General features: G+C 69.2%; 22 protein-coding genes. 11 read left to right on the top strand and 11 right to left on the bottom strand.

All coding sequences use genetic code 11. The features are described from left to right. Positions 1 to 115: 115 nt before the first annotated feature. Complete coding sequence (locus tag OO71_RS42325) at positions 116 to 586, bottom strand: hypothetical protein (RefSeq protein ID WP_033295725.1); 471 nt, start codon at positions 584 to 586, stop codon at positions 116 to 118. Next, on the bottom strand, positions 583 to 1,074 hold the full coding sequence (locus tag OO71_RS52740; protein ID WP_245633956.1) for a hypothetical protein: 492 nt from the start codon (positions 1,072 to 1,074) through the stop codon (positions 583 to 585). The genes OO71_RS42325 and OO71_RS52740 overlap by 4 nt, the downstream gene beginning before the upstream one ends. A gap of 127 nt (positions 1,075 to 1,201) precedes the next feature. Here OO71_RS52740 and OO71_RS42315 point away from each other — a divergent pair, with 127 nt between their 5' ends. From OO71_RS42315 to OO71_RS42295, 5 genes are read left to right on the top strand one after another with little or no spacing between them, the layout of a single operon-like run. Beyond that, positions 1,202 to 1,531 carry a PadR family transcriptional regulator gene (locus OO71_RS42315; RefSeq protein ID WP_033295724.1) on the top strand — a complete coding sequence of 110 codons (330 nt, stop codon included), beginning with the start codon at positions 1,202 to 1,204 and terminating at the stop codon, positions 1,529 to 1,531. A 2-nt stretch (positions 1,532 to 1,533) separates the two neighbouring features. After that, positions 1,534 to 2,337, top strand: a complete 804-nt coding sequence (locus tag OO71_RS42310) for an ABC transporter ATP-binding protein (protein ID WP_211260827.1) — start codon at positions 1,534 to 1,536, stop codon at positions 2,335 to 2,337. Beyond that, positions 2,334 to 3,101, top strand: a complete 768-nt coding sequence (locus tag OO71_RS42305) for an ABC transporter permease (RefSeq protein ID WP_033295722.1) — start codon at positions 2,334 to 2,336, stop codon at positions 3,099 to 3,101. Before OO71_RS42310 ends, OO71_RS42305 begins: the two co-directional genes overlap by 4 nt. A gap of 41 nt (positions 3,102 to 3,142) precedes the next feature. Beyond that, a complete protein-coding gene (locus OO71_RS42300; protein ID WP_033295721.1) occupies positions 3,143 to 3,499 on the top strand; it encodes a DUF1048 domain-containing protein in 357 nt (118 codons plus the stop codon). Between the two features lies 1 nt (position 3,500). Beyond that, on the top strand, positions 3,501 to 3,836 hold the full coding sequence (locus tag OO71_RS42295) for a DUF1048 domain-containing protein (RefSeq protein ID WP_033295720.1): 336 nt from the start codon (positions 3,501 to 3,503) through the stop codon (positions 3,834 to 3,836). 484 nt (positions 3,837 to 4,320) lie between these two features. On the opposite strand, the gene OO71_RS42290 is transcribed toward OO71_RS42295, so the two are convergent. The 3 genes from OO71_RS42290 to OO71_RS42280 form a co-directional block, all read right to left on the bottom strand. After that, on the bottom strand, positions 4,321 to 5,478 hold the full coding sequence (locus OO71_RS42290) for an SWIM zinc finger family protein (RefSeq protein ID WP_033295719.1): 1,158 nt from the start codon (positions 5,476 to 5,478) through the stop codon (positions 4,321 to 4,323). After that, positions 5,478 to 8,201, bottom strand: coding sequence for a DEAD/DEAH box helicase (locus OO71_RS42285; RefSeq protein WP_245633955.1), 2,724 nt, complete (start codon positions 8,199 to 8,201; stop codon positions 5,478 to 5,480). The genes OO71_RS42290 and OO71_RS42285 overlap by 1 nt, the downstream gene beginning before the upstream one ends. 291 nt (positions 8,202 to 8,492) lie before the next feature. Next, positions 8,493 to 10,478, bottom strand: coding sequence for an acyl-CoA dehydrogenase family protein (locus tag OO71_RS42280; protein ID WP_033295717.1), 1,986 nt, complete (start codon positions 10,476 to 10,478; stop codon positions 8,493 to 8,495). A 151-nt stretch (positions 10,479 to 10,629) separates the two neighbouring features. Here OO71_RS42280 and kstR point away from each other — a divergent pair, with 151 nt between their 5' ends. Further along, positions 10,630 to 11,262, top strand: coding sequence for a cholesterol catabolism transcriptional regulator KstR (gene kstR / locus OO71_RS42275; protein ID WP_033295716.1), 633 nt, complete (start codon positions 10,630 to 10,632; stop codon positions 11,260 to 11,262). 76 nt (positions 11,263 to 11,338) lie between these two features. Here kstR and OO71_RS42270 read toward each other — a convergent pair whose 3' ends face one another. Then, complete coding sequence (locus tag OO71_RS42270; RefSeq protein WP_033295715.1) at positions 11,339 to 12,169, bottom strand: LLM class F420-dependent oxidoreductase; 831 nt, start codon at positions 12,167 to 12,169, stop codon at positions 11,339 to 11,341. A gap of 107 nt (positions 12,170 to 12,276) precedes the next feature. On the opposite strand from OO71_RS42270, the gene OO71_RS42265 reads away from it, so the two are divergent. After that, complete coding sequence (locus tag OO71_RS42265) at positions 12,277 to 12,972, top strand: class I SAM-dependent methyltransferase (RefSeq protein WP_033295714.1); 696 nt, start codon at positions 12,277 to 12,279, stop codon at positions 12,970 to 12,972. 3 nt (positions 12,973 to 12,975) lie between these two features. Here OO71_RS42265 and icmF read toward each other — a convergent pair whose 3' ends face one another. Further along, the gene (gene icmF, locus OO71_RS42260) at positions 12,976 to 16,215 is read right to left on the bottom strand and encodes a fused isobutyryl-CoA mutase/GTPase IcmF (protein WP_033295713.1); all 3,240 of its coding nucleotides are present in this window, start codon (positions 16,213 to 16,215) and stop codon (positions 12,976 to 12,978) included. A gap of 125 nt (positions 16,216 to 16,340) precedes the next feature. On the opposite strand from icmF, the gene OO71_RS42255 reads away from it, so the two are divergent. The 4 genes from OO71_RS42255 to OO71_RS42245 all read left to right on the top strand — a co-directional run bounded on the left by OO71_RS42255 (position 16,341) and on the right by OO71_RS42245 (position 18,151). Then, a complete protein-coding gene (locus OO71_RS42255) occupies positions 16,341 to 16,685 on the top strand; it encodes an ArsR/SmtB family transcription factor (RefSeq protein WP_033295712.1) in 345 nt (114 codons plus the stop codon). Beyond that, positions 16,682 to 17,122: an SRPBCC family protein gene (locus OO71_RS42250; RefSeq protein ID WP_033295711.1), complete on the top strand. Its 441-nt coding sequence runs from the start codon at positions 16,682 to 16,684 to the stop codon at positions 17,120 to 17,122. Before OO71_RS42255 ends, OO71_RS42250 begins: the two co-directional genes overlap by 4 nt. Positions 17,123 to 17,242: 120 nt before the next feature. Then, positions 17,243 to 17,527, top strand: a complete 285-nt coding sequence (locus OO71_RS49700) for a DUF899 family protein (RefSeq protein WP_425388747.1) — start codon at positions 17,243 to 17,245, stop codon at positions 17,525 to 17,527. 63 nt (positions 17,528 to 17,590) lie between these two features. Continuing rightward, complete coding sequence (locus tag OO71_RS42245; RefSeq protein ID WP_033295710.1) at positions 17,591 to 18,151, top strand: dihydrofolate reductase family protein; 561 nt, start codon at positions 17,591 to 17,593, stop codon at positions 18,149 to 18,151. Positions 18,152 to 18,196: 45 nt separating this feature from the next. On the opposite strand, the gene OO71_RS42240 is transcribed toward OO71_RS42245, so the two are convergent. Genes OO71_RS42240 through OO71_RS42225 form a run of 4 tightly spaced genes read right to left on the bottom strand, consistent with a single transcriptional unit; the run spans position 18,197 to position 24,278 of the window. Next, positions 18,197 to 18,811, bottom strand: coding sequence for a GTP-binding protein (locus tag OO71_RS42240; protein WP_033295709.1), 615 nt, complete (start codon positions 18,809 to 18,811; stop codon positions 18,197 to 18,199). Beyond that, complete coding sequence (locus OO71_RS52735; RefSeq protein ID WP_245633954.1) at positions 18,792 to 19,559, bottom strand: DUF742 domain-containing protein; 768 nt, start codon at positions 19,557 to 19,559, stop codon at positions 18,792 to 18,794. Before OO71_RS52735 ends, OO71_RS42240 begins: the two co-directional genes overlap by 20 nt. A gap of 7 nt (positions 19,560 to 19,566) precedes the next feature. Continuing rightward, positions 19,567 to 20,019 (bottom strand): roadblock/LC7 domain-containing protein, encoded by a 453-nt coding sequence (locus OO71_RS42230; protein WP_033295708.1) that lies wholly within the window; start codon positions 20,017 to 20,019, stop codon positions 19,567 to 19,569. Then, on the bottom strand, positions 20,016 to 24,278 hold the full coding sequence (locus OO71_RS42225; RefSeq protein ID WP_033295707.1) for a sensor histidine kinase: 4,263 nt from the start codon (positions 24,276 to 24,278) through the stop codon (positions 20,016 to 20,018). The genes OO71_RS42230 and OO71_RS42225 overlap by 4 nt, the downstream gene beginning before the upstream one ends. Positions 24,279 to 24,687 lie beyond the last annotated feature (409 nt).

Genomic DNA, 24,687 nt, shown 5'->3' with positions numbered 1-24,687 from the left:
CCGGGACGGGCAGTGGCGGAAGACTGCCAGGTAGTCGCGGCGCTCGCACCGCACCTGGGATGACGGAACGGTTCCTGACGGGGGACGGGCGTCGCTGCGTGAAGCTCGTTCCCGGCTACTGAGCCTCCGTCGTCCAGCCGATCTCCAGGGAAATTTCCTGGACGGCCTCAAGGATTCCATCCGTTTCCGAAGCAGCGATGTGCAGAAATGTACCGTCACAACCGGGCAGCCAGATCATCTCCGGACGATCAACCGGCCCGAATACGAGCGCAACGTGACCCAGCCACCAGATGTCCTCGTCGACCGATGCCATGAACTCGACCAAAGCATCGGCCGCAATTCGAGTTTTCCTCCGGTGCCAGGTGATCTGGCACGGCTTGAGTCCCTTCGCAGTCGCCGCAGCCATGGACCGGAGCACTCGGCGCTTCTGCTCCGTCGTCGCGTTACCCGGCCACTGCAAGTCCAGCGATTCCAGACGCATGGAACCCGTTTCCTTCAGCAAGAACGACGGGGCGTTCTCCCCGAACTCATCAGCGCTTTCCCGGAAAGTGACCATTACCGGGTCCTCTTCCGTCAGCCAGGTCACGATTCCACCGGGACGTAGCCACCCCCGACTCGAGCAGAGGCGAGATCGGCGTGCACAGACGACGTGGTCACGAATAGACCCTGGACCACCCGGACAAAGGAACCGTCGAGCGGAAAGACGAGCACCGGCTTCGATCGGTAGTTCCCGCGCAGAACCAGCCCCTTCCGCAGGTTGTCGAGGAATTCGATGATGTCGCGTTCGATCTCCGTCACGAATTCTTGCTGATCTTCCCGCGATATGTCATACAGATCGGAGTCGATTTCGTATATGACGGACCTGTCGCGAACCGGATCCGCTGACTCGAACTCCAGCCCGAGCCAGTTGCCCGGATCGACATTCACCGTGGCCTGCCAAGTCGCCCCATTCAACTGCCACTGTCGCGAACCATCGGTGACCTCCACCGTCCAGGTGGTCGTCGCCTGGAGCTCGCGGAGGAAATCCAGGAGCGCCGCCCCGGCTGCCATAAATCCACCGCCCCATGCGATCAACTGTCGCTCGAGGCTATCCCGGACCTGCGCTCGCGGGCGAACCCATTCCGGGGTTGCCCTCCGCCGGTACTCAGTGATACTTTGTACCAGTAGTCAACGACACTGAGTAGCAGGAAGGGGGTGCTTCATGGGCAAGCAGATGACGGAGATCCTCAAGGGCACGTTGGAAGGCATCGTCCTCGCGGTCCTGTCCGGGCGGCCGGCGTACGGCTACGAGATCACGGCGTGGCTGCGTGACCAGGGCTTCTCCGATATCGCCGAAGGCACGATCTACGCGCTGCTGGTCCGGGTCGAGCGGCACGGGTTCGTCGACGTGGAGAAGGTCTCGTCGGAGAAGGGCCCGCCGCGGAAGGTGTACTCGCTCAACACTCGTGGCCGCGACTACCTCGACGAGTTCTGGAAGACCTGGGGCTTCCTCGTGGAACGGCTCGAACAACTCCGAGAAGGGGGAAGATGACCATGTCCGACACATCAACCCGGCAGGCGCCGGTGATCCAGGTGCAGAACCTGACGAAGGCGTACGGGAAGCTGGAGGTGCTGCGCGGCGTCGACTTCGAAGTGGCGCGTGGCAGCATCTTCGCGCTGCTGGGCTCGAACGGCGCGGGCAAGACCACCATCGTGAACATCCTGTCCACGCTGCTCCGAGCCGACTCCGGTACCGCCGGGGTCAACGGCTTCGACGTCGCGCGCCGTCCCGCGGACGTGCGGAAGTCGATCAGCCTGACCGGCCAGTTCGCGGCCGTCGACGAAATCCTCAGTGGACGCGAGAATCTCGTGCTGGTGGCCCGGTTGCGGCACGTCGCCAAACCCGCGTCGGTCGCGGACGACCTGCTCGAGCGTTTCTCGCTGACCGAGGCGGCCGGGCGGAAGGTCGCGACGTACTCCGGTGGCATGCGCCGCCGACTCGACATCGCGATGAGCCTCATCGGGAACCCGCCGGTCATCTTCCTCGACGAGCCGACGACCGGGCTCGACCCGCAGGCGCGCATCGAGGTGTGGAATGCCGTCCGGACCCTGTCCGCGGGCGGTACGACGGTACTCCTGACCACGCAGTACCTCGACGAGGCCGAGCAGCTCGCCGACCGGATCGCGATCCTGCACGAGGGACGGATCATCGTGAACGGCACGCTCGCCGAGCTCAAAAAGCTTCTCCCGCCGGCAAAAGTGGAATACGTCGAGAAGCAGCCGAGCCTCGAAGACGTCTTCCTCGCCCTCGTCGGCGACTCCGCAGCCGGCGCTACCCGACAGGAGACCCGCGCATGAGCACGCATGTCATCGGCGACACCGCCGTCCTCACCGGACGGTCGCTGAAACACGTCACCCGCAGCATGGACACCATCATCACGACCGCGATCATCCCGATCGCGATGATGCTGTTGTTCGTCTACGTGTTCGGCGGAGCCATCAGCCAAGGCGCCAGCAGCGGCGCGTACGTGGGCTATCTGCTGCCGGGCATCCTGCTCATGACAGTGGCCTCGGGCATCTCGTACACCGCGTTCCGGCTCTTCACCGACATGACCACGGGGATCTTCAAACGGTTCCAGTCCATGCCGATCGCGCGCTCGGGCGTGCTTTGGTCGCACGTGCTGACGTCGCTGATCGCCAACATCATCTCCGTCGCCGTGGTCTTCGGCGTCGCGTTCCTCATGGGCTTCCGCACCGGCGCTGGCGTGGGCGCATGGCTCGCGGTGGCCGGAATTCTGCTCCTGTTCACCTTCGCGTTGACCTGGGTCGCCGTCATCCCCGGCCTCACCGCGAAATCGATCTCCGGCGCGAGCGCGTTCTCCTACCCGCTGATCTTCCTGCCGTTCATCAGCTCGGCGTTCGTACCCACGGCCACGATGCCCGGCCCGGTGCGCTGGTTCGCCGACAACCAGCCGGTGACCCCCATCGTCAACACGATCCGCACCCTGTTCGCCGAGCAGCCGGTCACCGGCGACATCTGGGTCGCGCTCGCCTGGATGGCCGGAATCCTCGTCGCCGCTTTCGCGCTCGCCATGGTCGTCTACCGCCGCAAGATTTCCTGACAGTCCCACCACGGATCGACAAGCCTCGAGGAGGTACGGAAATGAATTTCTGGGAGACCATCACGGGAAGCGATCTCACCAGGGAATGGAAAACGTTCGAAACACGGGCGGAAGCATTACCGGACGACTACCGGTCGGCGTGGGAGAAGATCAAGGCCCACCTCACTCCCTATTCGGACTTCACCGGCCGCAACCTGATGCCGATTCTCGACGGCGCTCTCGGCCTGCTCGAAGAAACCGCATCCGACGGCCAGAACATCCACGACGTACTCGGCGACGACATCGCAGCCTTCTGCGCAGCACTGGCCGGCGGCGAAGGAGCCCGCAGCTATCGCGACCGATGGCGTAAGCAACTCAACCGGAATGTCGCCCGGAAATTGGCCCAGTTAGGAGATTGACGTGGGTATCCAGGACATCATCCAAGGCAAGAAACAGTGGCGGGCACACCTGGCACGGGTCAAGAAACTCCCGCCGGACTACCAGGTTGTCTACCAGGAAATGCAGAAGTACTTCTTCAAGGTCGGCCCGGTCGAGCTGACCGAGGGCTCCCTCCTCCAGGGGATCGTCGACTTCTTCGAGGAAGGTGCCGCGGCCGGTAAGGGGGTTCTGGAACTGATCGGCGACGACGTCGCAGCATTCTGCGACGATCTGGTGAAGGATTCGCCCACGTATGCGGACATTTACCAGGAGTCCATCAGTAGGAAAACGGGCAAGGCCAAGAAGTCACCGGAATGAAGTGTTCCGGACGTCGGGTCACTGCCGGAACAGGGACTTTCCCGTCTTGGAGCGGACGAATCCCAGATCAGGGTCACGGAAGACGATCCGCACGGCTCGCGGGCTCCGGCATTCGTCGACAGCGAGCCACCATGTGACGTCGGCAGCCAGGTGCGGACACGCGCCGACTCCACGCCAGCAAGCGCCGATTCGTAGTCAGATGACATGAGCGCCGACCACCGGCGTTCCCCGACTGGGGCTCTGGTTTTCCTGCGACCACAAAGGGCAGGGGCGAATAGTTGGTCTCCAGCATTTCTCACTTTACCCATGGAGGTGGATAATGAGCTTCCTGCGAGATTGCACGACCAAATGGTAACGAAGTCCCCCAAGATCTCACGCATCAGCAACGTGCTGTGCGCAGCGGCTCGACCTGGCATCCGGGGGTGAGGGTAGGGCCGGGGACGTCGCCGTCGCAGGCCATGCCCGAACCCCGCCCGAGAAACGGTCAACTCTCCTCCCCGGCCGGATACGCCAGATCCACCGGCTGCTCCGCAGGTGGGCCGTCCAGCCACCACTGGCCTGCGACCCGCACGAAGCGATACCAGCGGTGATCCTGGCCGTACCGGATCTGTACCCCACCTACCGTCACTCGGTTTCGCCACACTTTCAGCTCGCCCGGTAGTCCCGCGTCGGCCAGTTCTCGGCGGGCTTCCGTCAGCTGGCCGGGGCCTGGGGTCCATACGTCGCGCAAGGCGGACAGGCCCGTGCGGCCTGCTTCGCGCCATGCTTGGGCCCAGCCGATCAGTTCGGAGGGCGCCATGGAGGCCGCTTCGGCCAGGCCGAAGAGGTCTGCGCCGCGGCCGGCGGCTCGGCGGGCCAGGTCTTCCTCGAACGTCAGGTCGGCCATGGGATCGCCGGAGAGCAGGGCGAAAGCCAGGGACGCGGCGTCGGCGGCCAGGGTCGTCAGGGCGGCGGACGTCCAGCCGGTGCGGGCGGGTGGGTCCGGATCCAGGATTGCGGGCGGACCCGGCTCGTGCGGGACTTCGGGCAAAGGCGGTAGCGGCGCAACGCGGCGGGCGTAGGCCTTTTTCGGGGTCAGGCCTACTTCCGGAGGGCGCGAGGGCTTCGACGGCGTGCGCAATTCCCGCAATCGGGCCAATACCTCGTCGCGGGGGCGGCCGCGCAAGGTGAACAGCACGAACGGGTCGGCGTCGATCTCGTCGGCTACCACGTAGTACACCGCGGCTACGTGTTTACACGGGTTCGCGGTGTCCGGGCAGGAGCAGCGCGGCCGCAGGTCACCGGGGCCGGGCAGCAGGTCCGCGCCTGCTTCGCGGGACTGGGCGGCGAGTTCCTCGGGCAGCTCGCCGTCGAGCAGGGCGGCGGCGTGGCCAAGGCGGCGACCGGCGACGTCGAGCAGCGTGTCCCATTCCCCGGGGCTGAACTGCCGCATCCGGATGGCGACCCGGTACGGGTCCGGACGGCTTCCGCGTACCCACGCAGTGACCTCGCCCGGACTGATCGCCAGCTCGTCGACGACCCCCTTGCGCGCGTACGTACGCCCGCGCGGCAGCCGGTTCGGGTCGAGCCGCGCGCGTTGCTCGAGCGCTTCCACCCACGCCCGGCCCCACCATCGGTGGCCGAACGTACGTCGCGGGGGCATCAGCCGCTCCCCAGCCGGACGAGGTCGGCGAGCTGGTCGTCGGACAGCTCGGTGATCCAGTCCTCCCCTGCCCCGACGACCGCGTCGGCCAGGCCGCGCTTCGTCTCCAGGACCGCGGCGACCCGTTCCTCCAGCGTGCCCTCCGCGATGAGCCGGTGCACCTGCACCGGACGGTCCTGCCCGATCCGGTACGCGCGGTCGGTGGCCTGGTCCTCGACCGCCGGGTTCCACCACCGGTCGTAGTGGATCACGTGCGTGGCCCGGGTGAGGTTGAGCCCGACGCCGCCTGCCTTGAGCGACAACAGGAACACCGGAACCTCGCCGGACTGGAACGCCGCCACCATCTCGTCCCGCCGTTTCGGCCCGACCTCGCCCGACAGCAGCTCCGTGGGCAACCCTCGTTCGGCGAGCCGCCGCTCCAGCAGCCGGCACAGCCGCACGTACTGGCTGAACACCAGCACACTCTCGCCCTCGTCGAGGATCACGTCCAGCAGTTCCTCGAATGCGGCGAGCTTGCCCGACCGTCCGCCGAGCACGCCGCCGCCTTCTTTGAGGTACTGCGCCGGATGGTTGCAGATCTGCTTCAGCTCGGTGAGCAGCTTCAGCACCTGCCCGCGCCGCTGCACACCCTGCGCCTCGCGGATCTGCGCCAGGTTCTCCCGCACCACCGCCTCGTACAACGTGGTCTGCTCCGCGGTGAGCGGTACGTACCGGTCGGTTTCGGTTTTGCGCGGCAGCTCCGGCGCGATGTCCGGGTCGGTTTTGCGGCGGCGCAACAGAAACGGCCGGACGGTGGCCGCCAGCCGACCCGTGACAGTCTCGTCCCGGTCCCGTTCGATCGGCCGCGCGACGGTGCGCCGGAACCTCTCCAGCGGACCGAGCAGCCCGGGCGTGGTCCAGTCCAGCAGCGACCACAGCTCGGTGAGCCGGTTCTCCACCGGCGTGCCGGTGAGCGCCACGCGCGCGGCCGCCGGAACCTGCCGCAGCTCTTTCGCCGTGGCGGACAACGGATTCTTGACGTGCTGTGCCTCGTCCGCGGCGACCACGCCCCAGTCCACTTCGGACAACAGCGCCCGATCCCGGCGCAGCACTCCGTACGTGGCAAGCACTACCTCGTCCGGCGCCAGATCGTCGAGATGCCTGCCGCCACCGTGGAACCGGCGGACCGGGACGCCGGGCGCGAACTTCGCGAACTCGCGTTCCCAGTTGCCCAGCAGGGACGTGGGACACAGCACCAGCGTGGGCCCCGCGGCGAGCTCCCGCCGGTGCAGGTGCAGGGCGATGAGCTGGATCGTCTTGCCCAGTCCCATGTCGTCGGCGAGGCAGGCGCCGAGGCCGAGGCCGGTCATCGTGACGAGCCAGCCGAGCCCGGCCCGCTGGTACGGCCGCAGCGTGGCGGTGAGCCCCGCCGGTTCGGCCACCGGCTCGGGAGCCCGTTCCCGCAGCCGTTCGGCGAGCCCGGACAACGCGGGCTGCGGCGCGAACTCGACCCGTTCGCCGTCGACCTCCAGCTCCCCGGTGAGCGCCGCGGCCAGCGCTTCGGCGCCGGTGAGCTTCGCGCGCCGGGCCCGCATCCGCGCCAGCAACGCCGGATCGAGCTTGACCCACTGTCCCCGCAACCGCACCAGCGGACGTTTGGCTTCCGCCAGCGCCGCGACCTCCTCGTCGGTGAGCTCCGTGCCGCCGAGGCTGAGCCGCCACCGGAACTCCAGCAGGCCGTTGAGCGGAAACGCGGGCCCGGCCTCGCTGCCCGGCGCCTGCGTGACACTCGCCTTCGCCCGTACCTCGCCCGCGAAAAGATCCTTGGGCCACAACACTTCGATCCCCGCGCCGCCGAGTTCGCGGGTGCCGGTGCCGAGCAGGTCGACCACCTCGTCGTCGGAAAGCGCCACCATGGTGGGCGCCGGTTCGGACAGCACCCGCCCGAGCGGCGGCCACGCCCGCGCCCCTCGGCGCAACCCCAGCAACACCTGCGTTTCGACCTGGTCGCCGAGCCGATGCAGCACCGCCTCGGGCGCGTCCCACAGCGTGGCCGCGTCCACGACCAGGCTCGGTTCCAGCGTGGACCGCACCGCCAGTACCCCGGCGAACTCCTCGTCACTCGCCTCGATCCGCAGCAGCAGCTGCGCGCCGTCGGGACTGCGGGCCTCGATCTCGGTGAGCCACGCCGCTCCGTCGGGATCCAGCAGGGTGGGCTGCGGTTCGGCGAAGGCCGCCCCACCTGCGCCGACCGCCGCCGCGGGACTCCGGACGAGCACGTCTGCCGCCGCGTCCCACAATGCCCGTACCAGCGATTCCGGCGAGTGCAACCGGATCCGTTTCACCCCGGACAGCGGGAGCGCGTGTGCCTCCGGAGGCAGCGCGGCGGCCAGGCCGCGCAGGAGCTCCTCGTCCGCGGCGTCGAGCGGGCCGACCCGCCAGGTGCCCAGGCCGGTCGCGGTTGCCGCTGGCCGTAGCCGGCCGCGCGCGACGAGGTTGACACCGGCATTGACCACCGCGGACCAGGCTGCCATCGCGGGGCTTGTCTCGTCCGGTACGACGAGCAGGCGCGGAATGGCGCGCGCAAGGGGCACCAGCCGTGCCGACACCTCGGTGCGGGCGAACTTTCCGCCGCCGGGCAGGATTAGCTGGATCGGGGTGTCCCCGTCGATCTCGTCTCCCCAGAGTGCCAGTACCCCGTCCCGCGGTGGGTCCGCGGGGAGGTAGGTGGCCTGGGTGGTCATGCCGAACTCCACGCCACGCACCGTAGCGTGGACCCCCGACAATTTTGCGCATCCCTTGGCCGCGGGGCGGACGCTGACGTGTAGCGCTGGGAAGGTGCCCTGGCTCGGAGCGTTGCGGTGGGGCACCCCGAAGCTGGATTGTGACGACGGTTTTGGCTTCGGATCGGGGTGCAGGGCCTGGACTGGCTGCCTGGTCCCGGTGGGTGCGCGGGTGCGGCTCGGGTGGTGGGGGAAGGCTGTGAAGGGAACCATGAGGGAATCTGATTCCGTGAAGGTTCCCTTCACGGACGGTCAGCGGGGTAGGCCCAGGATTCGTTCTGCGGTGGCTGACAGCAGGATCTGTGTGGTGCCTCCGGCGATGGACAGGCAGCGGCTCAGCAGGAACTCCTGTGCTGCTGGGGAATCCGGGGTCAGGGTCGGGGCGAGGGTGAGGGCGAATTCGGCTACCTCTTGCCGGTGCCGTACCCCCAGGAGCTTCGCGACCGACGATTCCGCGCCGGGGCCCAGGCCGTCCAGTTGCCGCAGGGTTGCTCGCAGGTCCAGTACCGAAGCTGCGCTTCCCTGTCCGATCAGTGCGCCCAGGCGGTCGCGGTCGATGTCTTCGGCTACCGATTCCAGCAGCGCCTCCAGGTTCTCCCCCATTGCCGGGCCTCGGCCCAGTGCGACGCGTTCGTTCGCCAGCGTCGTGCGCGCCAGTTTCCAGCCTGCGCCGGGTTCGCCGACGACATCCGCGTCCGGGACGAAGACGTCGTCCAGGAAGACCTCGTTGAACACGCTCCGTCCGGTGATCTCGCGCAGTGGCCGCGTGGTGATTCCGGACGACCGCATGTCGACCAGAAAATACGTGATTCCCTTGTGCTTGGGCACTTCCGGGTCGGTGCGGGCGAGGCAGATCGCCCAGTCTGCCTGGCGGGCGAGCGACGTCCACACCTTTTGCCCGGTCAGCAGCCAGCCGCCGTCGGCCCGCTTGGCTGCTGTGCGCAACGATGCGAGATCCGAGCCTGCGCCGGGTTCGCTGAACAGCTGGCACCAGGTCAGCTCGCCCCGCAACGTCGGACCGGCGAACCGTTCGCGTTGTGCCTCAGTGCCGTGGGCGAGGATCGTCGGGACCGCCCAGCCGCCGATCACGAGGTCCGGGCGGCGGATGCCCGCGGACGCCAGCGCGGCGTCGATCCGCAGCTGCGTCGCCGCGTCCGCACCTCGACCATACGGCCGCGGCCAGTGCGGTGCCAGCAGTCCCGCGTCGGCCAGCGCGACGCGGCGGTTTTCCTCTGGCAGTGCAGCGACTTCCGCAACCAGACGGGCATCCTCGCCGACGTCCACCCCGAGCGTCCGTCGCCGCCCCGCCAATGCCAGGTCAGCCGCCCGTTTCCGCCACCATCGCGAACCGCCGAGCCACTGCCGCAACACCAACGCGCGACGCAGGTACAGGTGTGCGTCGTGCTCCCAGGTGAACCCGATTCCGCCGAGTACCTGGATGCAGTCCTTCGCGTTCTCGACCGCCGCGTCCAGCGCCACGGCCGCCGCGCTCGCTGCCGCCAGTGGGTCACCGACCGCGCTGGCAGCGTCCCAGGCCAGCGCCTCCGCGGCTTCGGCACGGCACAACATCTCCGCGCACAAATGTTTCACTGCCTGGAAAGCCCCGATCACCTGCCCGAACTGCTCGCGGACCTTCGCGTACTCGACAGTCGTCGTCAGGCACCAGCGCGCCACTCCCGCCGCCTCGGCGACCGCGAGCGTCGCGGCGAGATCGCGGACGTCCGGCAGGTCCAGCACCTCCCCCTCGCCACGCCGGACCCGCGCGAGCGGACGGGAGAAATCGAAGGGTGCCAACGGTTCCACCGCCCCCGGCGGCACCAGCACGTACCGCTCGCCACGCGGCACCAGCAGCCACGACCCGGCGTCGGCACCGGGTACGACGTCCGATTCGGCCAGCTGCACCGCGACCCGCGCGGTCCCGTCGGCGATCTCGGTCGCGAGGTCTTTCGCCTGGCCGGCAAGGAGAAGCCCGGCCAGCGCGGTGCTCAGCAGCGGCCCGGGTACCAGCGCTTCGGCCGCCGCCGCGAGCCCGGCGGCGAGGTCCGCGACTGTCCCGTCCGCGCCGTTCACCGACGCCGGCAGCGCGACCCCGGTCAACCCCAGGGCCGCGAACCCGTCCGGCAGCCCGGCACCGGACGTTTCCGCCGCGCGCACGGCCGCGATCGGATCGTGGGCTGCCGCCCAAGCGCGCACCGCGGCGGCGAGAGCGGTCTGGTCCTCGGTGAGTGCGACCGGCATCGGCCCTCCTCGCGGGTGGTCACGGAGCTACTCGCGAGTGTAGAACGTGTTACAGTTTTTTGGCCAGCGGGTCGGCCGGGGAACCGCTCTCCAGGGCAGGTAGGCTGAACGGCGAACTGGAACGAGTTCCGCACGAACAGGGAGAGTGCCGATGCCGGGGAAGGCGAAGGCTCCGGTGGCGAAGGCGCGGGCGAACGGCCTCGGCGCCATGGGCGACGAGCTGGGGTCCCCGTCCCAGCGCGACCGCCGCCGCCGCATCATCGACGCCACGCTCGCGCTCGCCTCCAAGGGCGGCTACGACGCGGTGCAGATGCGCGCCGTGGCCGAGAAGGCCGACGTCGCGCTGGGCACGTTGTACCGCTACTTCCCGTCGAAGATCCACCTGCTCGTGTCGGGCCTGGCGCAGCAGTTCGAGCGCGCGCACGAGAAACTCGAACGCAGCGCGATCCCCGGCGACACCCCGGCCGAACGCCTGATGTTCGTCCTGGGCCGCAACACCCGCCTCATGCAGCGCGACCCGCATCTCACCGAGGCGATGGTGCGCGCGTTCATGTTCGCCGACACGTCCGCGGCCGCCGAGGTGGAACAGGTCGGCAGGCTCATGGAAGACATGTTCGCGAGCGCCATGGGCATCGACGAGCCCACCGAATCCGACCGCGACATCTTCCACGTGGTCGCCGACGTCTGGATGGCCAACCTGGTCGCCTGGGTCACCCGGCGCGCCTCGGCCGCCGACGTGGCCAACCGCCTGGAACTCTCCGTACACCTGCTGCTGGACAAATAACCGTCCGTGAAGGGAACCATCAGGGAATCAGATTCCGTGATGGTTCCCTTCACGGACTTCGAAGACGCGGCAGACGTCAGCGGGACTCCGCGGCAAGACGGGCAAAATCGTCCAGCGCCACCAAAGTCTCCGCCTCCGGCAAGGTCGGCAGCAGGAACGTGAACCGATCCAGCCCGGCCTCCGCGTACTGCCGGATCACCTCCGCGTCGGCCCGTCCGCCGAAGATCGTCGACGGCATCTCCGGACGGCCCTGCTCCGCCAGCCACTCGCGGATCAGGCGGACCTTCTCCGGCCGCACCACCCCGGTCGGCAGCCACGCGTCCCCGCGCTCGGACACCCGGCGCAACGCCGCCCGGCTGGACCCGCCGACGTAGATCGGCGGATGCGGCGTCTGCACCGGCTTCGGCCACGAGAACACCGGATCGAAGTCGACGTGCTTGCCGTGGAACTCCGCCTGCTCCCGGGTCCAGATCTCCTTCACCGCGTCGATCTGCTCGTCCAGCAACGCCCCGCGGGTACGCGGATCCGTGCCGTGATCGACCATTTCCTCGATGTTCCACCCCACCCCGACGCCGAACGCGGCCCGGCCCCTCGACACCAGATCGAGTGACGCAACCTCCTTCGCCGCGTGGAAGACGTCCCGCTGGATCAGCAGCGCCACCCCGGTCGCCAGCACGAGCTCCGACGTGTTCACCGCGGCCGCGGTGAGGGCCACGAACGGGTCGAGGGTGCGGTAGTAGACGCGGGGCAGGTCCTCCCCGCCGGGGTACGGCGTCTCGCGGCTCACCGGGATGTGCGAGTGCTCCGCAAGGAAAAGCGAGTCGAAACCACGCTCCTCCAGTGCTTCGCCCAGCACGTCGGGCCGGATGCCTTCGTCGGTCACGAACGTGGAGATCCCGAAGTCCATACCTCGTTGTACTCCGCGGACCGGGTGCAGTATTCCCGGAACGGTTGACAGGTCACCGGACGAGTCGGCTAACGTAAAATCATCAACCGTTGAATAGGAGACAGGCGATGAACGTGCCAGACGTCGACTTCGAGGAGATCTACCAGGGCAAGTCCCCGATCGGCGACACGATTCCGTGGGACATCGACGGTCCACAGCCCGCGCTCGTCGCCCTCGAGGCGGCCGGCGGGTTCCGGGGCGAGGTGCTCGACATCGGTTGCGGACTCGGCGACAACGCGATCTTCCTCGCGTCCCGCGGACACCGCGTCACCGGTCTCGACGGCGCGCCGACTGCGCTGGCGCGAGCACGTGAAGGCGCCGCGAAGCGAGGCTTGAACATCACCTTCGCGCAGGCTGACGCAACACGCCTCGAAGGCTACGAAGGCCGTTTCGACACCGTGCTCGACAGCGCGCTCTACCACTGTCTCGACGAAGACGCACGGCACGCGTACGTGGCATCGCTGGTGCGCGCAACGAAACCCGACGCACAGCTGCACCTGTTCTGCTTCGCGGACACTGTGCCCGACGGCTTCCCCGCGCCGAGCCGCGTGAGCGAGCAGAACCTTCGCGAGACTGTGGGACCCAGCTGGACGTTCCGCACACTGGAGCAGGTCAGCTACACCACCGCAATGACGCGCGACAGCCTCAGCCAGGCGCTCGCCGCCTTAGCGCCCGACGAGCAGCTGGACACCGCGTCGCTCGACACCGACGAGCAGGGCCGCGTCCTCGTCCCGATGTGGCACCTGGCCGCGACCCGCGCGTAAGCGTCAGACGTTGCGCCGATACTGCCCGCCGACCTCGAAGAACGTGTCGGTGATCTGACCGAGCGAGCACACCCGCGCGGCATCCATCAGCACGTCGAACAGGTTGCCGCCGCGGGTTGCCGCTTCGCGCAGCGTCTTGAGCGCCTGCTGTGCTTCCTCGCGGTGCCGGTGCTGGAAGTCGGCGAGCCGGTGCAGCTGCGACTGCTTCTCGTCCTCGGTCGCGCGCGCCAGCTCCACCTCGACCTCGTCCTCGCCCTCCTTCGGGTTGCGGAAGGTGTTGACGCCGATGATCGGCAGCGACCCGTCGTGCTTCTTGCCCTCGTACAGCATCGATTCGTCCTGGATCCGCCCGCGCTGGTACCCGGTTTCCATCGCGCCGAGCACGCCGCCGCGCTCTGAGATCCGGTCGAACTCGGTGAGCACGGCCTCCTCGACCAGGTCGGTGAGCTCGTCGATCACGAACGAACCCTGCAGCGGGTTCTCGTTCTTCGACAGGCCCCACTCCTTGTTGATGATCATCTGGATGGCCATCGCCCGGCGCACCGACGACTCCGACGGCGTGGTGATCGCCTCGTCGAAAGCGTTGGTGTGCAAGGAGTTCGCGTTGTCGTACAGCGCGCACAGGGCCTGCAGCGTGGTGCGGATGTCGTTGAAGCTCATCTCCTGCGCGTGCAGGGAGCGGCCCGAGGTCTGCACGTGGTACTTGAGCTTCTGCGACCTGTCGTTGGCGCCGTACCGCTCGCGCATCGCCACCGCCCAGATCCGCCGCGCGACCCGGCCGAGCACCGAGTACTCGGCGTCCATCCCGTTGGAGAAGAAGAACGACAGGTTGGGCGCGAAGTCGTCGATGTCCATCCCGCGGGCCAGGTACGACTCGACGTAGGTGAACCCGTTGGCGAGTGTGAAGGCCAGCTGCGAGATCGGGTTCGCCCCGGCCTCGGCGATGTGGTACCCGGAGATCGAGACCGAGTAGAAGTTGCGCACGCCGTGCCGGATGAACCACTCCTGGATGTCGGCCATCATCCGCAGGCTGAACTCGGTGGAGAAGATGCAGGTGTTCTGGCCCTGGTCCTCCTTGAGGATGTCCGCCTGCACGGTGCCGCGCACGTTCTGCAGCGCCCATTCCCGCAGCTCGGCGGCCTCGGCTTCGGACGGCTCCCGTCCGTGCTCCGCGCGGAACGCGGCGAACCTCTGGTCGATCGCGGTGTTCAGGAAGAACGCCAGGATCGTGGGCGCGGGGCCGTTGATCGTCATCGACACCGACGTGCTCGGCGCGGTGAGGTCGAAGCCGTCGTAGAGCTCCTTCATGTCTTCCAGCGTCGCAATGGAGACGCCGGACGTGCCGACCTTGCCGTAGATGTCCGGGCGGGTGGCCGGGTCGTGGCCGTACAGCGTGACCGAGTCGAAGGCCGTCGACAGCCGCTTGGCGTCGGAATCGGCCGACAGCAGCTTGAACCGGCGGTTGGTGCGGAACGGGTCGCCCTCGCCGGCGAACATCCGCGCCGGGTCCTCGCCCTCCCGCTTGAACGGGAACACGCCAGCGGTGTACGGGAAGTAACCCGGCAGGTTCTCGCGGCGCAGGAACGAAAGCAGCTCGCCGGTGTCGGTGTATCGCGGCAGCGCAACACGCGGGATCCGGTTGCCGGACAACGTTTCCCGCCACAGCTGGGTACGCAGCTCCTTGTCGCGGATCTTCACCACGAGCTCCTCCTCGCGGTAGTCCGCGGCCAGCGCCCGGAACCTCTCGAGGAGCTTTGTCGACTCGCCGTCCACATCGGACTCCGCGGCGGCGAGCAGGCCGTCCAGCGCGTCGGTGCTCGCGTCCACCTCGGCCAGCGCCGTCCGCGCCTCGGCCAGGTGCTCGTGCTTGCGGACCGCGGCGACCTGCTTTCCGGTCTCCGCGTGGTACCCGCGCACGGTCTCGGAAATGTCGGCGAGATAGCGCGAGCGGCTGCCCGGGATGACCGTGCTGGCGTCCGTGGAAACCTTGCCCGGCACCGCAGGCAGCACCCCGGCCGACACGGACAGGCCGCGCTCGGCAAGCACGTCACGCAAATGCTGGTACAACGCCGTGACGCCGTCGTCGTTGAACTTCGCCGCACTCGTGCCGTACACCGGCATTTCCTCCGGCGCGGAGCCGAATGCCTCGCGGTTACGCACGAGCTGGCGCGCAACGTCACGCCGCGCGTCTTCGGCACCGCGACGCTCGAACTTGTTGATCGCGACCGCGTCGGCGAAGTCGAGCATGTCGATCTTCTCCAGCTGCGACGCGGCGCCGAACTCCGGCGTCATCACGTACAGCGACTCGTCCACGTAGTCGACGATGCCCGCGTCTCCCTGGCCGATACCCGGAGTCTCCACGATCACCAGGTCATACCCGGCGGCCTTGCACGCGAGGATCGACTCGCGCAGCCCGGCCGGGATCTCACCGCTGGTCGTCCGGGTCGCGAGGGAACGGAAGTACACCGGAGAGCCGTCGAGGCAGTTCATCCGGATCCGGTCGCCGAGCAGCGCACCGCCGCCCTTGCGCCGCGACGGGTCCACCGCGAGCACCGCAATGCGCAGCTTGTCTTCCTGGTCGAGACGGAAACGGCGGATGAGCTCGTCGGTGAGCGAGGACTTGCCCGACCCGCCGGTGCCGGTGATGCCCAGCACCGGAACCTGCCGCTGTCCCGCCGCCTCGGTGATCGCCGACAGCCATTCCGCGGGCAGGTTTTCGCGCTGCAGCTGGGTGATCACCCGCGCGAGCGCCGGGACCTCGCCCGACAGCAGCTTGTCCACCGACTCCGGCGGCTGGGTGGACAGGTCGCTGTCGCAGGCCTCGATCATCGAGTTGATCATGCCCGGCAGGCCCATCTCGTACCCGTCCTCGGGCGAGAAGATCCGGGCCACGCCGCGGGAATGCAGCAGGTCGATCTCCTCGCGCACGATGACGCCGCCACCGCCGCCGAACACCTTGATGTGCCCGGCCCCGCGTTCGCCGAGCAGCTCCACGAGGTAGCTGAAGTACTCGACGTGCCCGCCCTGGTACGCGGAAACGGCGATCCCCTGCACGTCCTCGGCGATGGCCGCGGTGGCCACCTCGTCGACCGACCGGTTGTGGCCGAGATGCACCACCTCCGCCCCCTGCGACTGCAGGATCCGGCGCATGATGTTGATCGAGGCGTCGTGGCCGTCGAACAGGCTCGAAGCCGTGACGAACCGGACCGGGTTCACGGGACGGTACAGGTCGCTGGCGCTCATCCCTCCAAAATACTAGGACTTCCTACTATTGGAAACCCGAGCGGCGGTGACCCGGCTCTCAGCAGGGGGTTGACAGCCGTTCTATATTCAACCTGTCAGTTAATTAACCAAGTGATTGAGCACCGATGGCGACCGATCAGCTGAGCACCACCTTCGCCGCGCTGGCGGACCCGACCCGGCGCGCGATCCTCGCCCGGCTCACCGAGGGCGAGGCCACCGTCAACGAGCTCGCGGCCCCGTTCGAGGTCAGCCTGCAGGCAGTGTCGAAACACCTGAAGGTGCTGGAACAGGCCGGGCTGATCAGCCGTGGCCGGACGCGCCAGTGGCGGCCCTGCCGGCTGGAGGCGGCGCCGCTCGCGGGCGTCGCCGGCTGGGTCGCGGAGTACCGCCGGTTCTGGGAAGCCGGGTTCGACCGCTTGGACGAGCATCTGCGGCAGCTGCAAGCTCCGCGAAAGGAGACTGGGGAATGACTTCGGACCTCACCATCGTGCGCGTGTTCGACGCGCCGCGAGACCTCGTGTTCCGCGCCTGGACCGACGCCGACCAGCTGGCGAACTGGCTCGGCCCGGAGAAGTTCCTGGCCTCGGAGGTGGTCACCGACCCGCGTCCGGGCGGCGCCTGGAAGGGCCGGATCCGCAGCGAGGAGTACGGCGTGGACCGGCGGATGTCCGGGGTGTACCGCGAGGTCACTCCCCCGTCGCGGCTCGTGTTCACCTACCGCTGGGACGTCCCGGACGACGAGGTGGGCGAAACGGTCATCACGGTCACGCTCGCCGACCTGGACGGCAAGACCGAGATGACGTTCCACCAGACGCCGTTCCCGAACGAGGCCGAGCAGGAAGGCCACCGGTACGGCTGGATGTCGGCCTTCGAGGACCTGACACGCAGCTTGGCGGCAGTCCGATGACCGCGGTGGTGTCCCCGGAGGAGTGGGCTCGGGCGCGGGAATCCTTGCTGCGCAAGGAAAAGGACACACAGCCTGCTCGACCTGTTCGACGGCCGCCGCCAGCTGATCGGCTACCACTTCATGCGGTACCCCGGTGACGAAGCGGGCTACCCCGGCTGTTCCCTGCTCGTGGACAGCATGGGTCATCCGGCACACCTGCATGCCCGTGACGTGACGCTCACCGTCGTCGCCCCGGCGAAGACGTCTTCCGCACCTGCTTCACGTCCGGCCGCGGTGGCGGCCAGTTCGTGTCGAACCTGCGCTGCCGCGGCGGCGGCGACGCGCCGAGCAGCTGGTGGCGGCGGCACGACGAATACCGGAAAGAGTACTGAAAAACTCTCCCCGGCGGTGTCCGGTCGGCCATGATGGCTCCGACCCCCTGGTGACCGGCGCCTGCGAAAGGCGTCCACCACGGAGAAGGAGCACGTCATGGCCGACCTGATCTTCATGGTCCACACCTCGCTCGACGGCTGCGTCGAGGGTCCCGCCGGCGAGTTCGACTGGCCACAGATGGGGCCGGAGCTGTCCGGTTATTCCCATGAGCTGTCCGAGCGCGCGGCGATGTTCGCCTACGGCCGCCGGGTCTGGGAGATGATGGCGAGCTACTGGCCCGACGCCGAGTCCATTTCGGACCATCCGCACGACATCGCGTTCGCGCCGGTGTGGCGGAAGAAGCCCAAGCTCGTGTTCTCGCGCACGCTGACCTCGGCGGAGTGGGGAACCGAGGTGGCGAACGGCGATCTCACCGAGGAGGTGGCCGCGCGGAAAGCCGCCGCGGGCGGGGACATCGTGATGATGGGCGGGCACGTCCTCGCCGCCGAGATGGGGCGGCGCGGGCTCATCGACGAGTACCAGGTGTTCGTGCACCCGGTGGTGCTCGGCGGGGACAAACGCCCGTTCGCGCCGGACGCCGACCGGATCGGACTCACCCTGCTGGAGACGCGCACGTTCGACGGCGCGGTGGTGCTGCTGCGGTACCGGAAAGGGTGACCACCGGGGAGGCGCCGGGTCACGCTGCGGTGACCCGGCGGCCGCTCAGTGGCTGGCCTTCGCCGCCCGCAGCGCGATCCACTGCCGCATCGCGTACTCGACGAGCGTGATCAGCGTCTGCTTGGTCGATTCGCGCTCCCGGGCGTCGCAGCGGACGATCGGGATGCTCGGGTCGATCGAGAGCGCCTCGCGCACGTCGTTGATGTCGTGCTCCAGTACGCCGTCGAACGTGTTGACGCCGACGATGTAGGGCAGGCCGCGGTCCTCGAAGAAGTCGATCGGGGCGAACGAATCCGCCAGCCGCCGCGTGTCGGCGAGCACGACCGCCCCGATCGCGCCGCGCACGAGGTCGTCCCACATGAACCAGAACCGCTGCTGCCCTGGCGTGCCGAACAGGTAGAGGATCAGGTCCGCGTCGAGCGACACGCGGCCGAAGTCCATGGCGACCGTGGTGGTCGTCTTGTGCGGGGTCTGGTCGAGGTTGTCGATGCCCCGGCTGGCATCGGTCATCATCGCCTCGGTGGTGAGCGGGACGATTTCCGACACCGAACCCACGAAGGTCGTCTTGCCCGCCCCGAAACCGCCTGCCACCACGATCTTCGCCGATGTCATGGTCGGGGGCGCGGTTTCCCGCGGTTCCTTAAAGCCGACGGAGTCCACTCAAAACCCTTTCCATCAACATCAAGTGTGCTTCTGCGCCGTCCTGGCCCGAGATCGTCCGGTGCACGGTGACGAGGCCCGCGTCGGCCGCGTCGCTGATCAGCACCCTGGCGACCCCCAGCGGCACCCTGAGCGCCGCCGCGATCTCGGCCACCGAACGCGGGGTCCGGCATTCTTCCATGATCGAGATGCTCTCGATCTGTTCCGCGGCCGCCTGGGGGAAACCCCCCGCGGCCACGTGGTCCTTGGTGGAGATCAGGGTCTCCAGCTCGAGCGCGTAGTTCGCCCTGGTGCGCCCGCCGGTGAGAGCGTACGGCCGCACGATCGCCGTCTCCTCGGCCGGGTCCACCCGTTCGGGACGCTCGGGCCTGCTGAACGCCGACGGCATCGAGAACTCTCCGCTCGGCGGTCCCGGGTCGAAGAGCCCGCCTGGTCTGGGGCCGTCGGAGTCCGTACTGCCCGGTGGAGAGACGAGAGAGGTCACACCATCTCCTTGGTCGGCCGGCGGAGGTACCGCCGGCGGGTCCGCCGCCGCATGTGCTCCTGCGACGGGCGGCACGGGGGACTGGGATTCCTTCGTTTCCTTGCCGCTCTTCTTCCGTTTTCTCCGGGAACGGCCCGAATCGAGGCTGAAACCGTTGAGGACGTCGGCAAAAGTGCCGTCGTCACCGGCGCCGGGCGCCTCCCCGCGCGGGGGCTCGCCGCCGTCTCCCGGCTCTCCGCCGAACAATCCGGACCCCTGGCTCATCGCGCCATCATCCCACCGGTTCGCCGATCAGCGAGCCACCGGCACCCTGCAGCTGGGCGCGCAGTTCCGGGGTGAGGATCTGGCCGACCCGGTCGACCAGCATCGTCATCTCGTAGGCGACCTGCCCGATGTCGCAGTTCGGCGCGGCGAGGATGGCGAGGCACGATCCGTCGCTGATCGACATCAGCACCATGATGCCGAGCTCCATCTCGACGACGGTCTCGCGCACTGTGCCCGCCTCGAAGCACCGCGCGGCGCCCTGGGTGAGGCTGACGAGCCCGGACGCCACGGCGGCGAGCTGGTCGGCGCGGTCGAGCGGCAGCCGGTTGGAGGCCGTCAGCAGGAGACCGTCGGCCGACACGACGACGGCGTGCGCGACGCCAGGGACGCGCTCGGCGAAGTCGTTCACCAGCCAGCCGAACTGGTTCTGCTGCGGCTGGGCCGCATTCGGCGAGGTCATTCACCCTCCAGTGTTTCGTGGTTCGTCTCGGCGGCCTGCGCGGTGCGGTGCCTGCCGCGCTGGATGCCCTGCTGGAAACTGCTCAGGCGACCACGCACGTCGTGCGCGTCGCGGGACGGACGGGGACTCGCCGCCCCGGAAGGCGCCGGTGCGCTCCCGGGGAGAAGCTGCTCTCCACGGCGGCGCCGGGGCAATCCTGCCGAAGTGAACGACGTAGGTGCCGACTGGGACACGGCTTGGACCGTCCGCCACCCGTCATCCGAGCCGAAGTTCCACTCAGCGGCGTCATCGGGACCGGGTGCGGTGGCATCGGCCGGGGTGCTCTGCGGCTGGCCCGCCGAGGAGCGCGATGTACCTTGCGCCGGGACCCCGGGCGGCGCGACACCGGGGGGGCTCGCCGGACCGGGCACCACTGGCGCCACGGCCTGACCCGCAGCCGTGGTTTGCGCCGCCGCTTGTCCCGGCACGTTCTGTCCCGGCGTGGCTTGGCCAGGCGCGGTCTGTCCCAGTGCGGTCTGACCCGGCGTGGCTTGGCCAGGCGCAGTGTGGCCCGGTGCGGTCTGGCCTGGCGCGGTCTGGCCTGGCGCGGTCTGACCCGGCGCAGCTTGGCCAGGCACGGTCTGACCCGGCGCAGTCTGGCCTGGCAAGGCTTGACCCGGCGCCGTCCGGTCGGCCGCAGTGCCCGGCTGTCCTGGCGTGACGGTCTGGCCGGTGGTGCTCGAAACCTGCCCCGGAGCCGGGGTCTGGCCGGTCGTCAGGCCGGAGGCTTGCCCCGGCAGGACGGGCTGGCCGGGCGTAGCGCCCGGCAGCTGTCCCGGCGTACCGGTCTGGTCGGTCTCGGCGCCGGAAGGCTGTCCCGGGGCGGCAGTCTTTCCTTGCGCGGCCTGGGTTTGCGCTTGAGCTGCGGCCTGCGCCGCAGCCGGGGTCTGCGCGGTACCCGCCACCGCGGCCTCCAGCCCGGCGACTGCGGCCGGGACCTGGTCCGGGTCGGCAGGCGGGGCGGGCGGCAGGCTGCTCGCGCCCTTGCGGCGGGTGGGCAGGCTGTCCGGCTTGTCCGGGCGGACCGTCAGATCTCCTTGCGGCGCAAGCCTTTCCGCGCTCACCGCACCGGCGGGCTGCTGCGGCCAGCCGCCGTTCGGGTCGAAGGCCGGAGGTACGGCCGTCTCGTCGGTTCCGGCTTCTCCCCAGTTCGGGCCGGCGAACGCCGCGGCCGAACCCGGGGTGCGCTGCGGCATCCCGTCGGCGCGGGCCGGATCGGTCGGCCCGCCGAACGCACCGGCGACCGTCTGCCGCCGCCGGATCGCCGTTTCGTGACCCGGCGGGTGTTCTGCCGTGGTGCCGGGAGGTGCCGCAGTGCCGGTCCCGCCGTCGGTGACGGCAGCGGTACCGGTCGCCTCCGGCGATTCGGCCGATTCGCGGACTTCCTGACGTCCCCGGGTCACCCCGCGCTGGAAGCTGTTCAGCCTGCCGCGCACGTCGATCGGGTCGCGGACCGGCAGGTCGCTGCTCGGCGGCTCGGCGGCGGGCAGCGCGCGCTCCGGCGTGGCGCTGCCCGGCATGAGCTGCTCACCGCGACGCCGCTGCGGCAGCCCCGACTTCGTGAACGCCGTGGGCTCCACCTGCGACAGCGCCTGTACCGTGCGCCAGTTCTCGTCGCTCGCGAAGTCCCAGTTGCGCCGGTCCTCGTCCGGCGTCTCCGGTTCGTCCGAAGTGGACGGAGCAGGCGAAGGCGCCGGCGGGGCGGGCGACCGGAACCACGCCGACAGCATCTCGTCGAAGATCGGCGTGTTCTCGATCGTCGTCTCGGCGGCCGACGGCGGCGGGACCTCCGGGACCTGCTGCGCGGCTTGGTTCCACCAGTCGCTGAGCGTCGTCGCGTTGGCCGCGGAGAAGAGGTCCTTGCCCGAGGGCAGCTCGCTGTCCCGCTCGTCCCGCGGCGGCTCGGCGGGGGCGGGAGCAGCAGGCTCAGGCTCCGGCCGCGGCGGCGGGACGTTGACGATCTGCGGCAGTTTCGGCGCCGGCGGGGGCGGCGGGGTGGCCGCGTCGTCGCGCGGGATCGGGCTGAACAACGCGGTACCGGAGACCTCGAGGTCCGACGGCGGGCGCACGTCGGACGAGAAGCCCGCGAGGTCACCAGCCGACGGCCAGCGCTGCGTGTCGTCGGCGCTGGAACCCTGCTGCGGCACCAGTCCCGGCCGCGCCGAGCCGTTCACCGGACGCTGCCGCCGCGGCAGGCCGCCCGGGGCCGTCGGCGGCGCCGCGACACTCGCCGCGGGACCCTGGCCGACCGGCACCGCACCGGTCATCACCAGTTCCGGCGGCACGACCACGGTGGCCCGCACGCCCACGATGTCCTTGCCACCGTGCAGCGAGACCCCGATCCGGTGCCGCCCGGCGAGGCGGCCGACCACGAAGAGGCCCATCCGGCGCGAGGTCGCGAGGTCGACCGAGCCCGAGTCGGTGAGCCTGCCGTTGGCCTCCACCACCTCGTACTCGTTCATGCCGATGCCCTTGTCGAGGATGTCGACGTTGAGGGAACCGTCCTCGGCGAGCCGCGTCGCCACGGTCACCTGCGTTTCCGGCGCGGAGAACGCGGTCGCGTTGTCGAGCAGCTCCGCGATCAGGCGCTGGACGTCGCTCGCGGCGAACCCGACGATCTTCACCGCGGGCGGATGCTGCACCGAAACCCGCTGGTACTGCTCGATTTCCGACACCGCGGCACGCAGCACGTCGTGCGCGGGCACCGGCTGCCCGGACCGCCGTCCCGGCTCGGCGCCGGAGAGGACCATCAGGTTCTCGTTGTTGCGCCGCATCCGGGTGGCGAGGTGGTCGAGCTGGAACAGCGTGGCCAGCTGGTCGGCGTCCTCCTCGTCGCGCTCCAGCCGCTCGATCAGCTGCAGCTGCCGCTGCACGAGGCTCTGGCTGCGCCGCGACAGGTTGACGAACACACTGCTGTACCCGGCGCGCATGGCGGCCTGCTCGGTCGCCAGCTTCAGTGCCTGGCTGTGCACCTTCTCGAACGCGCGCGCGACTTCGCCGACTTCGTCCTGTACGTGCACCGGGACGGGTTCGACCTCGACGCTCTGCGCCCGGCCTTCCTGGATGTTGCGGACCGCCTCGGGCAGATCCTTCTCCGCGACGTCCAATGCGCTGCGCCGCAAGATCTTCAGCGACCGAAGCAGCTGACGGGAGATGACGAACACGACCGCGGCGGCCGCGGCCAGCGCGGCGAACAGCAGCACGGCGAGCAGCCCGGCACTGCTGCCGGCGTCCTCGACCAGCTCGGCCGACGACGAGGTGAGGTCGTCGCTCATCCGCTTGCCGACCTCGGTCAGCTGCGACACGACGGCGTTCGACGCGGTGTTCCACTCCTGCGCCGGCACCCGCTTGAGGGCGTCGTCGGTGGACACCCCCTGTCCGCCGAGCACGGTGCCGAGCATCCGCTTGCGGTCGTACGCGGTGTCCGGCTTGAGGGTGCTCTCGAGGTCCTGGCGCTGCGGCGCGGTGGCGGCGGCGTTGAAGTCGGCGATCCGGTCGTCGAAGCGCAGCTCCGCATCCCGGACGTCGCTCAGCTGCCGCCCGGTGAGCGTGCCGGTGGAGATGCCGTAGGCGACCAGCGACTGGGTGACCGACGCCTGTTCCTTCGCCGCTTCGAGGTCGTGCAGCGCGCTCGGGGAGCTGCCGAGCGCATTGGCGCTCGCGCCCGCGGACACGGCGGTGTCGGCCGCGATCAGCGCGCTGGTGACGGCGTTGTAGTCACCGACCGCCTCGGCGGCGTTCAGCAGCCCGGCGCCGACCTGCTGACGGATCACCGCGATCTCGTTGACCTGCGCGGTGGCCGAGTTCACCGCGCCGGACACGCTCGAACCGTCGCCGCCGACCCGGGCGGCTGCCTCGGTGAACGGCGCGACGGCGGCGTCGGTGGCCGCGCGGGCGGCCTTCAGCTCGGGCGTGACCCCGGCGGTGCCCGCGGTGAGCTGCGCGGCGGTCTGGGTGCGCTCCCGCTGGAGCCCGTCGGTGAGCGCGCGCAGCTGGGTGCTCAGCGCGACGAGCCGGTCGATCCTCTGGTAGTCGCTCGAGCGCCCGACCTGGCCCGCGATCGCGGTGATGCCGAGGACGAGGGCGAGCACGATGGGGACCAGCGTGACCGCGGAAAGCTTGACCGGCAGGCTCCAGTCCCGCCAGCGCATCGCCGCGCGCCAGCCCGATGAGCGGCGCGACCGCCGGGGCGGGCGGCCGAGCAGCTTCTCAACAGGCACTTGGCCTTCTCCTGCAACGGTCACGAAAGTGACTCCCTGTCCGGCGTCGTGGCTGCCCGTCGGCGGTTCCGGTAGCTCCCCTCGCTCCCGGTGCGGCCCGCCGCGGTCCGCCTGCCCGCACGTCCGACCGGATCCGGACGCGACAGTATCGATCTTGCACCTGCCCGGAAGCCGTGCGGCTTCCCGGGACTATGCACGTGCATCACGCAACTTGCGTACTGCACGGCCGTGGTCGAGATCAACTTGTCTGAGCCTTATCGATCGGTGCGGGCGGCTGGGGCCAAAGAATCGTACACCAATCGCCGCTCCTGTTATTGCGTTCCAGTTGAGATGGCTGACCAGCGAAAATAGCCGAAACACGCGGACTCGGAGCCACGGTTTCGCCGGGGAACGCCGCATCGGGGAATTC

This window comes from Amycolatopsis jejuensis (genome assembly GCF_000717335.1).
In the GTDB taxonomy this organism is placed as follows: domain Bacteria; phylum Actinomycetota; class Actinomycetes; order Mycobacteriales; family Pseudonocardiaceae; genus Amycolatopsis; species Amycolatopsis jejuensis.
Note: the sequence above shows the minus strand (reverse complement) of the source record. Positions and strands in the feature narration are given on the sequence as shown.

Excerpts from the sequence above, each read along its gene's own strand:
- OO71_RS42315 (WP_033295724.1), top strand. The coding sequence starts at position 1,202 with ATGGGCAAGCAGATGACGGAGATCCTCAAGGGCACGTTGGAAGGCATC.
- OO71_RS42310 (WP_211260827.1), top strand. The coding sequence starts at position 1,534 with ATGTCCGACACATCAACCCGGCAGGCGCCGGTGATCCAGGTGCAGAAC.
- OO71_RS42305 (WP_033295722.1), top strand. The coding sequence starts at position 2,334 with ATGAGCACGCATGTCATCGGCGACACCGCCGTCCTCACCGGACGGTCG.
- OO71_RS42300 (WP_033295721.1), top strand. The coding sequence starts at position 3,143 with ATGAATTTCTGGGAGACCATCACGGGAAGCGATCTCACCAGGGAATGG.
- OO71_RS42290 (WP_033295719.1), bottom strand. The coding sequence starts at position 5,478 with ATGCCCCCGCGACGTACGTTCGGCCACCGATGGTGGGGCCGGGCGTGG.
- OO71_RS42285 (WP_245633955.1), bottom strand. The coding sequence starts at position 8,201 with ATGACCACCCAGGCCACCTACCTCCCCGCGGACCCACCGCGGGACGGG.
- OO71_RS42280 (WP_033295717.1), bottom strand. The coding sequence starts at position 10,478 with ATGCCGGTCGCACTCACCGAGGACCAGACCGCTCTCGCCGCCGCGGTG.
- kstR (WP_033295716.1), top strand. The coding sequence starts at position 10,630 with ATGCCGGGGAAGGCGAAGGCTCCGGTGGCGAAGGCGCGGGCGAACGGC.
- OO71_RS42270 (WP_033295715.1), bottom strand. The coding sequence starts at position 12,169 with ATGGACTTCGGGATCTCCACGTTCGTGACCGACGAAGGCATCCGGCCC.
- OO71_RS42265 (WP_033295714.1), top strand. The coding sequence starts at position 12,277 with ATGAACGTGCCAGACGTCGACTTCGAGGAGATCTACCAGGGCAAGTCC.
- icmF (WP_033295713.1), bottom strand. The coding sequence starts at position 16,215 with ATGAGCGCCAGCGACCTGTACCGTCCCGTGAACCCGGTCCGGTTCGTC.
- OO71_RS42255 (WP_033295712.1), top strand. The coding sequence starts at position 16,341 with ATGGCGACCGATCAGCTGAGCACCACCTTCGCCGCGCTGGCGGACCCG.
- OO71_RS42250 (WP_033295711.1), top strand. The coding sequence starts at position 16,682 with ATGACTTCGGACCTCACCATCGTGCGCGTGTTCGACGCGCCGCGAGAC.
- OO71_RS49700 (WP_425388747.1), top strand. The coding sequence starts at position 17,243 with ATGCGGTACCCCGGTGACGAAGCGGGCTACCCCGGCTGTTCCCTGCTC.
- OO71_RS42245 (WP_033295710.1), top strand. The coding sequence starts at position 17,591 with ATGGCCGACCTGATCTTCATGGTCCACACCTCGCTCGACGGCTGCGTC.
- OO71_RS52735 (WP_245633954.1), bottom strand. The coding sequence starts at position 19,559 with ATGAGCCAGGGGTCCGGATTGTTCGGCGGAGAGCCGGGAGACGGCGGC.
- OO71_RS42230 (WP_033295708.1), bottom strand. The coding sequence starts at position 20,019 with ATGACCTCGCCGAATGCGGCCCAGCCGCAGCAGAACCAGTTCGGCTGG.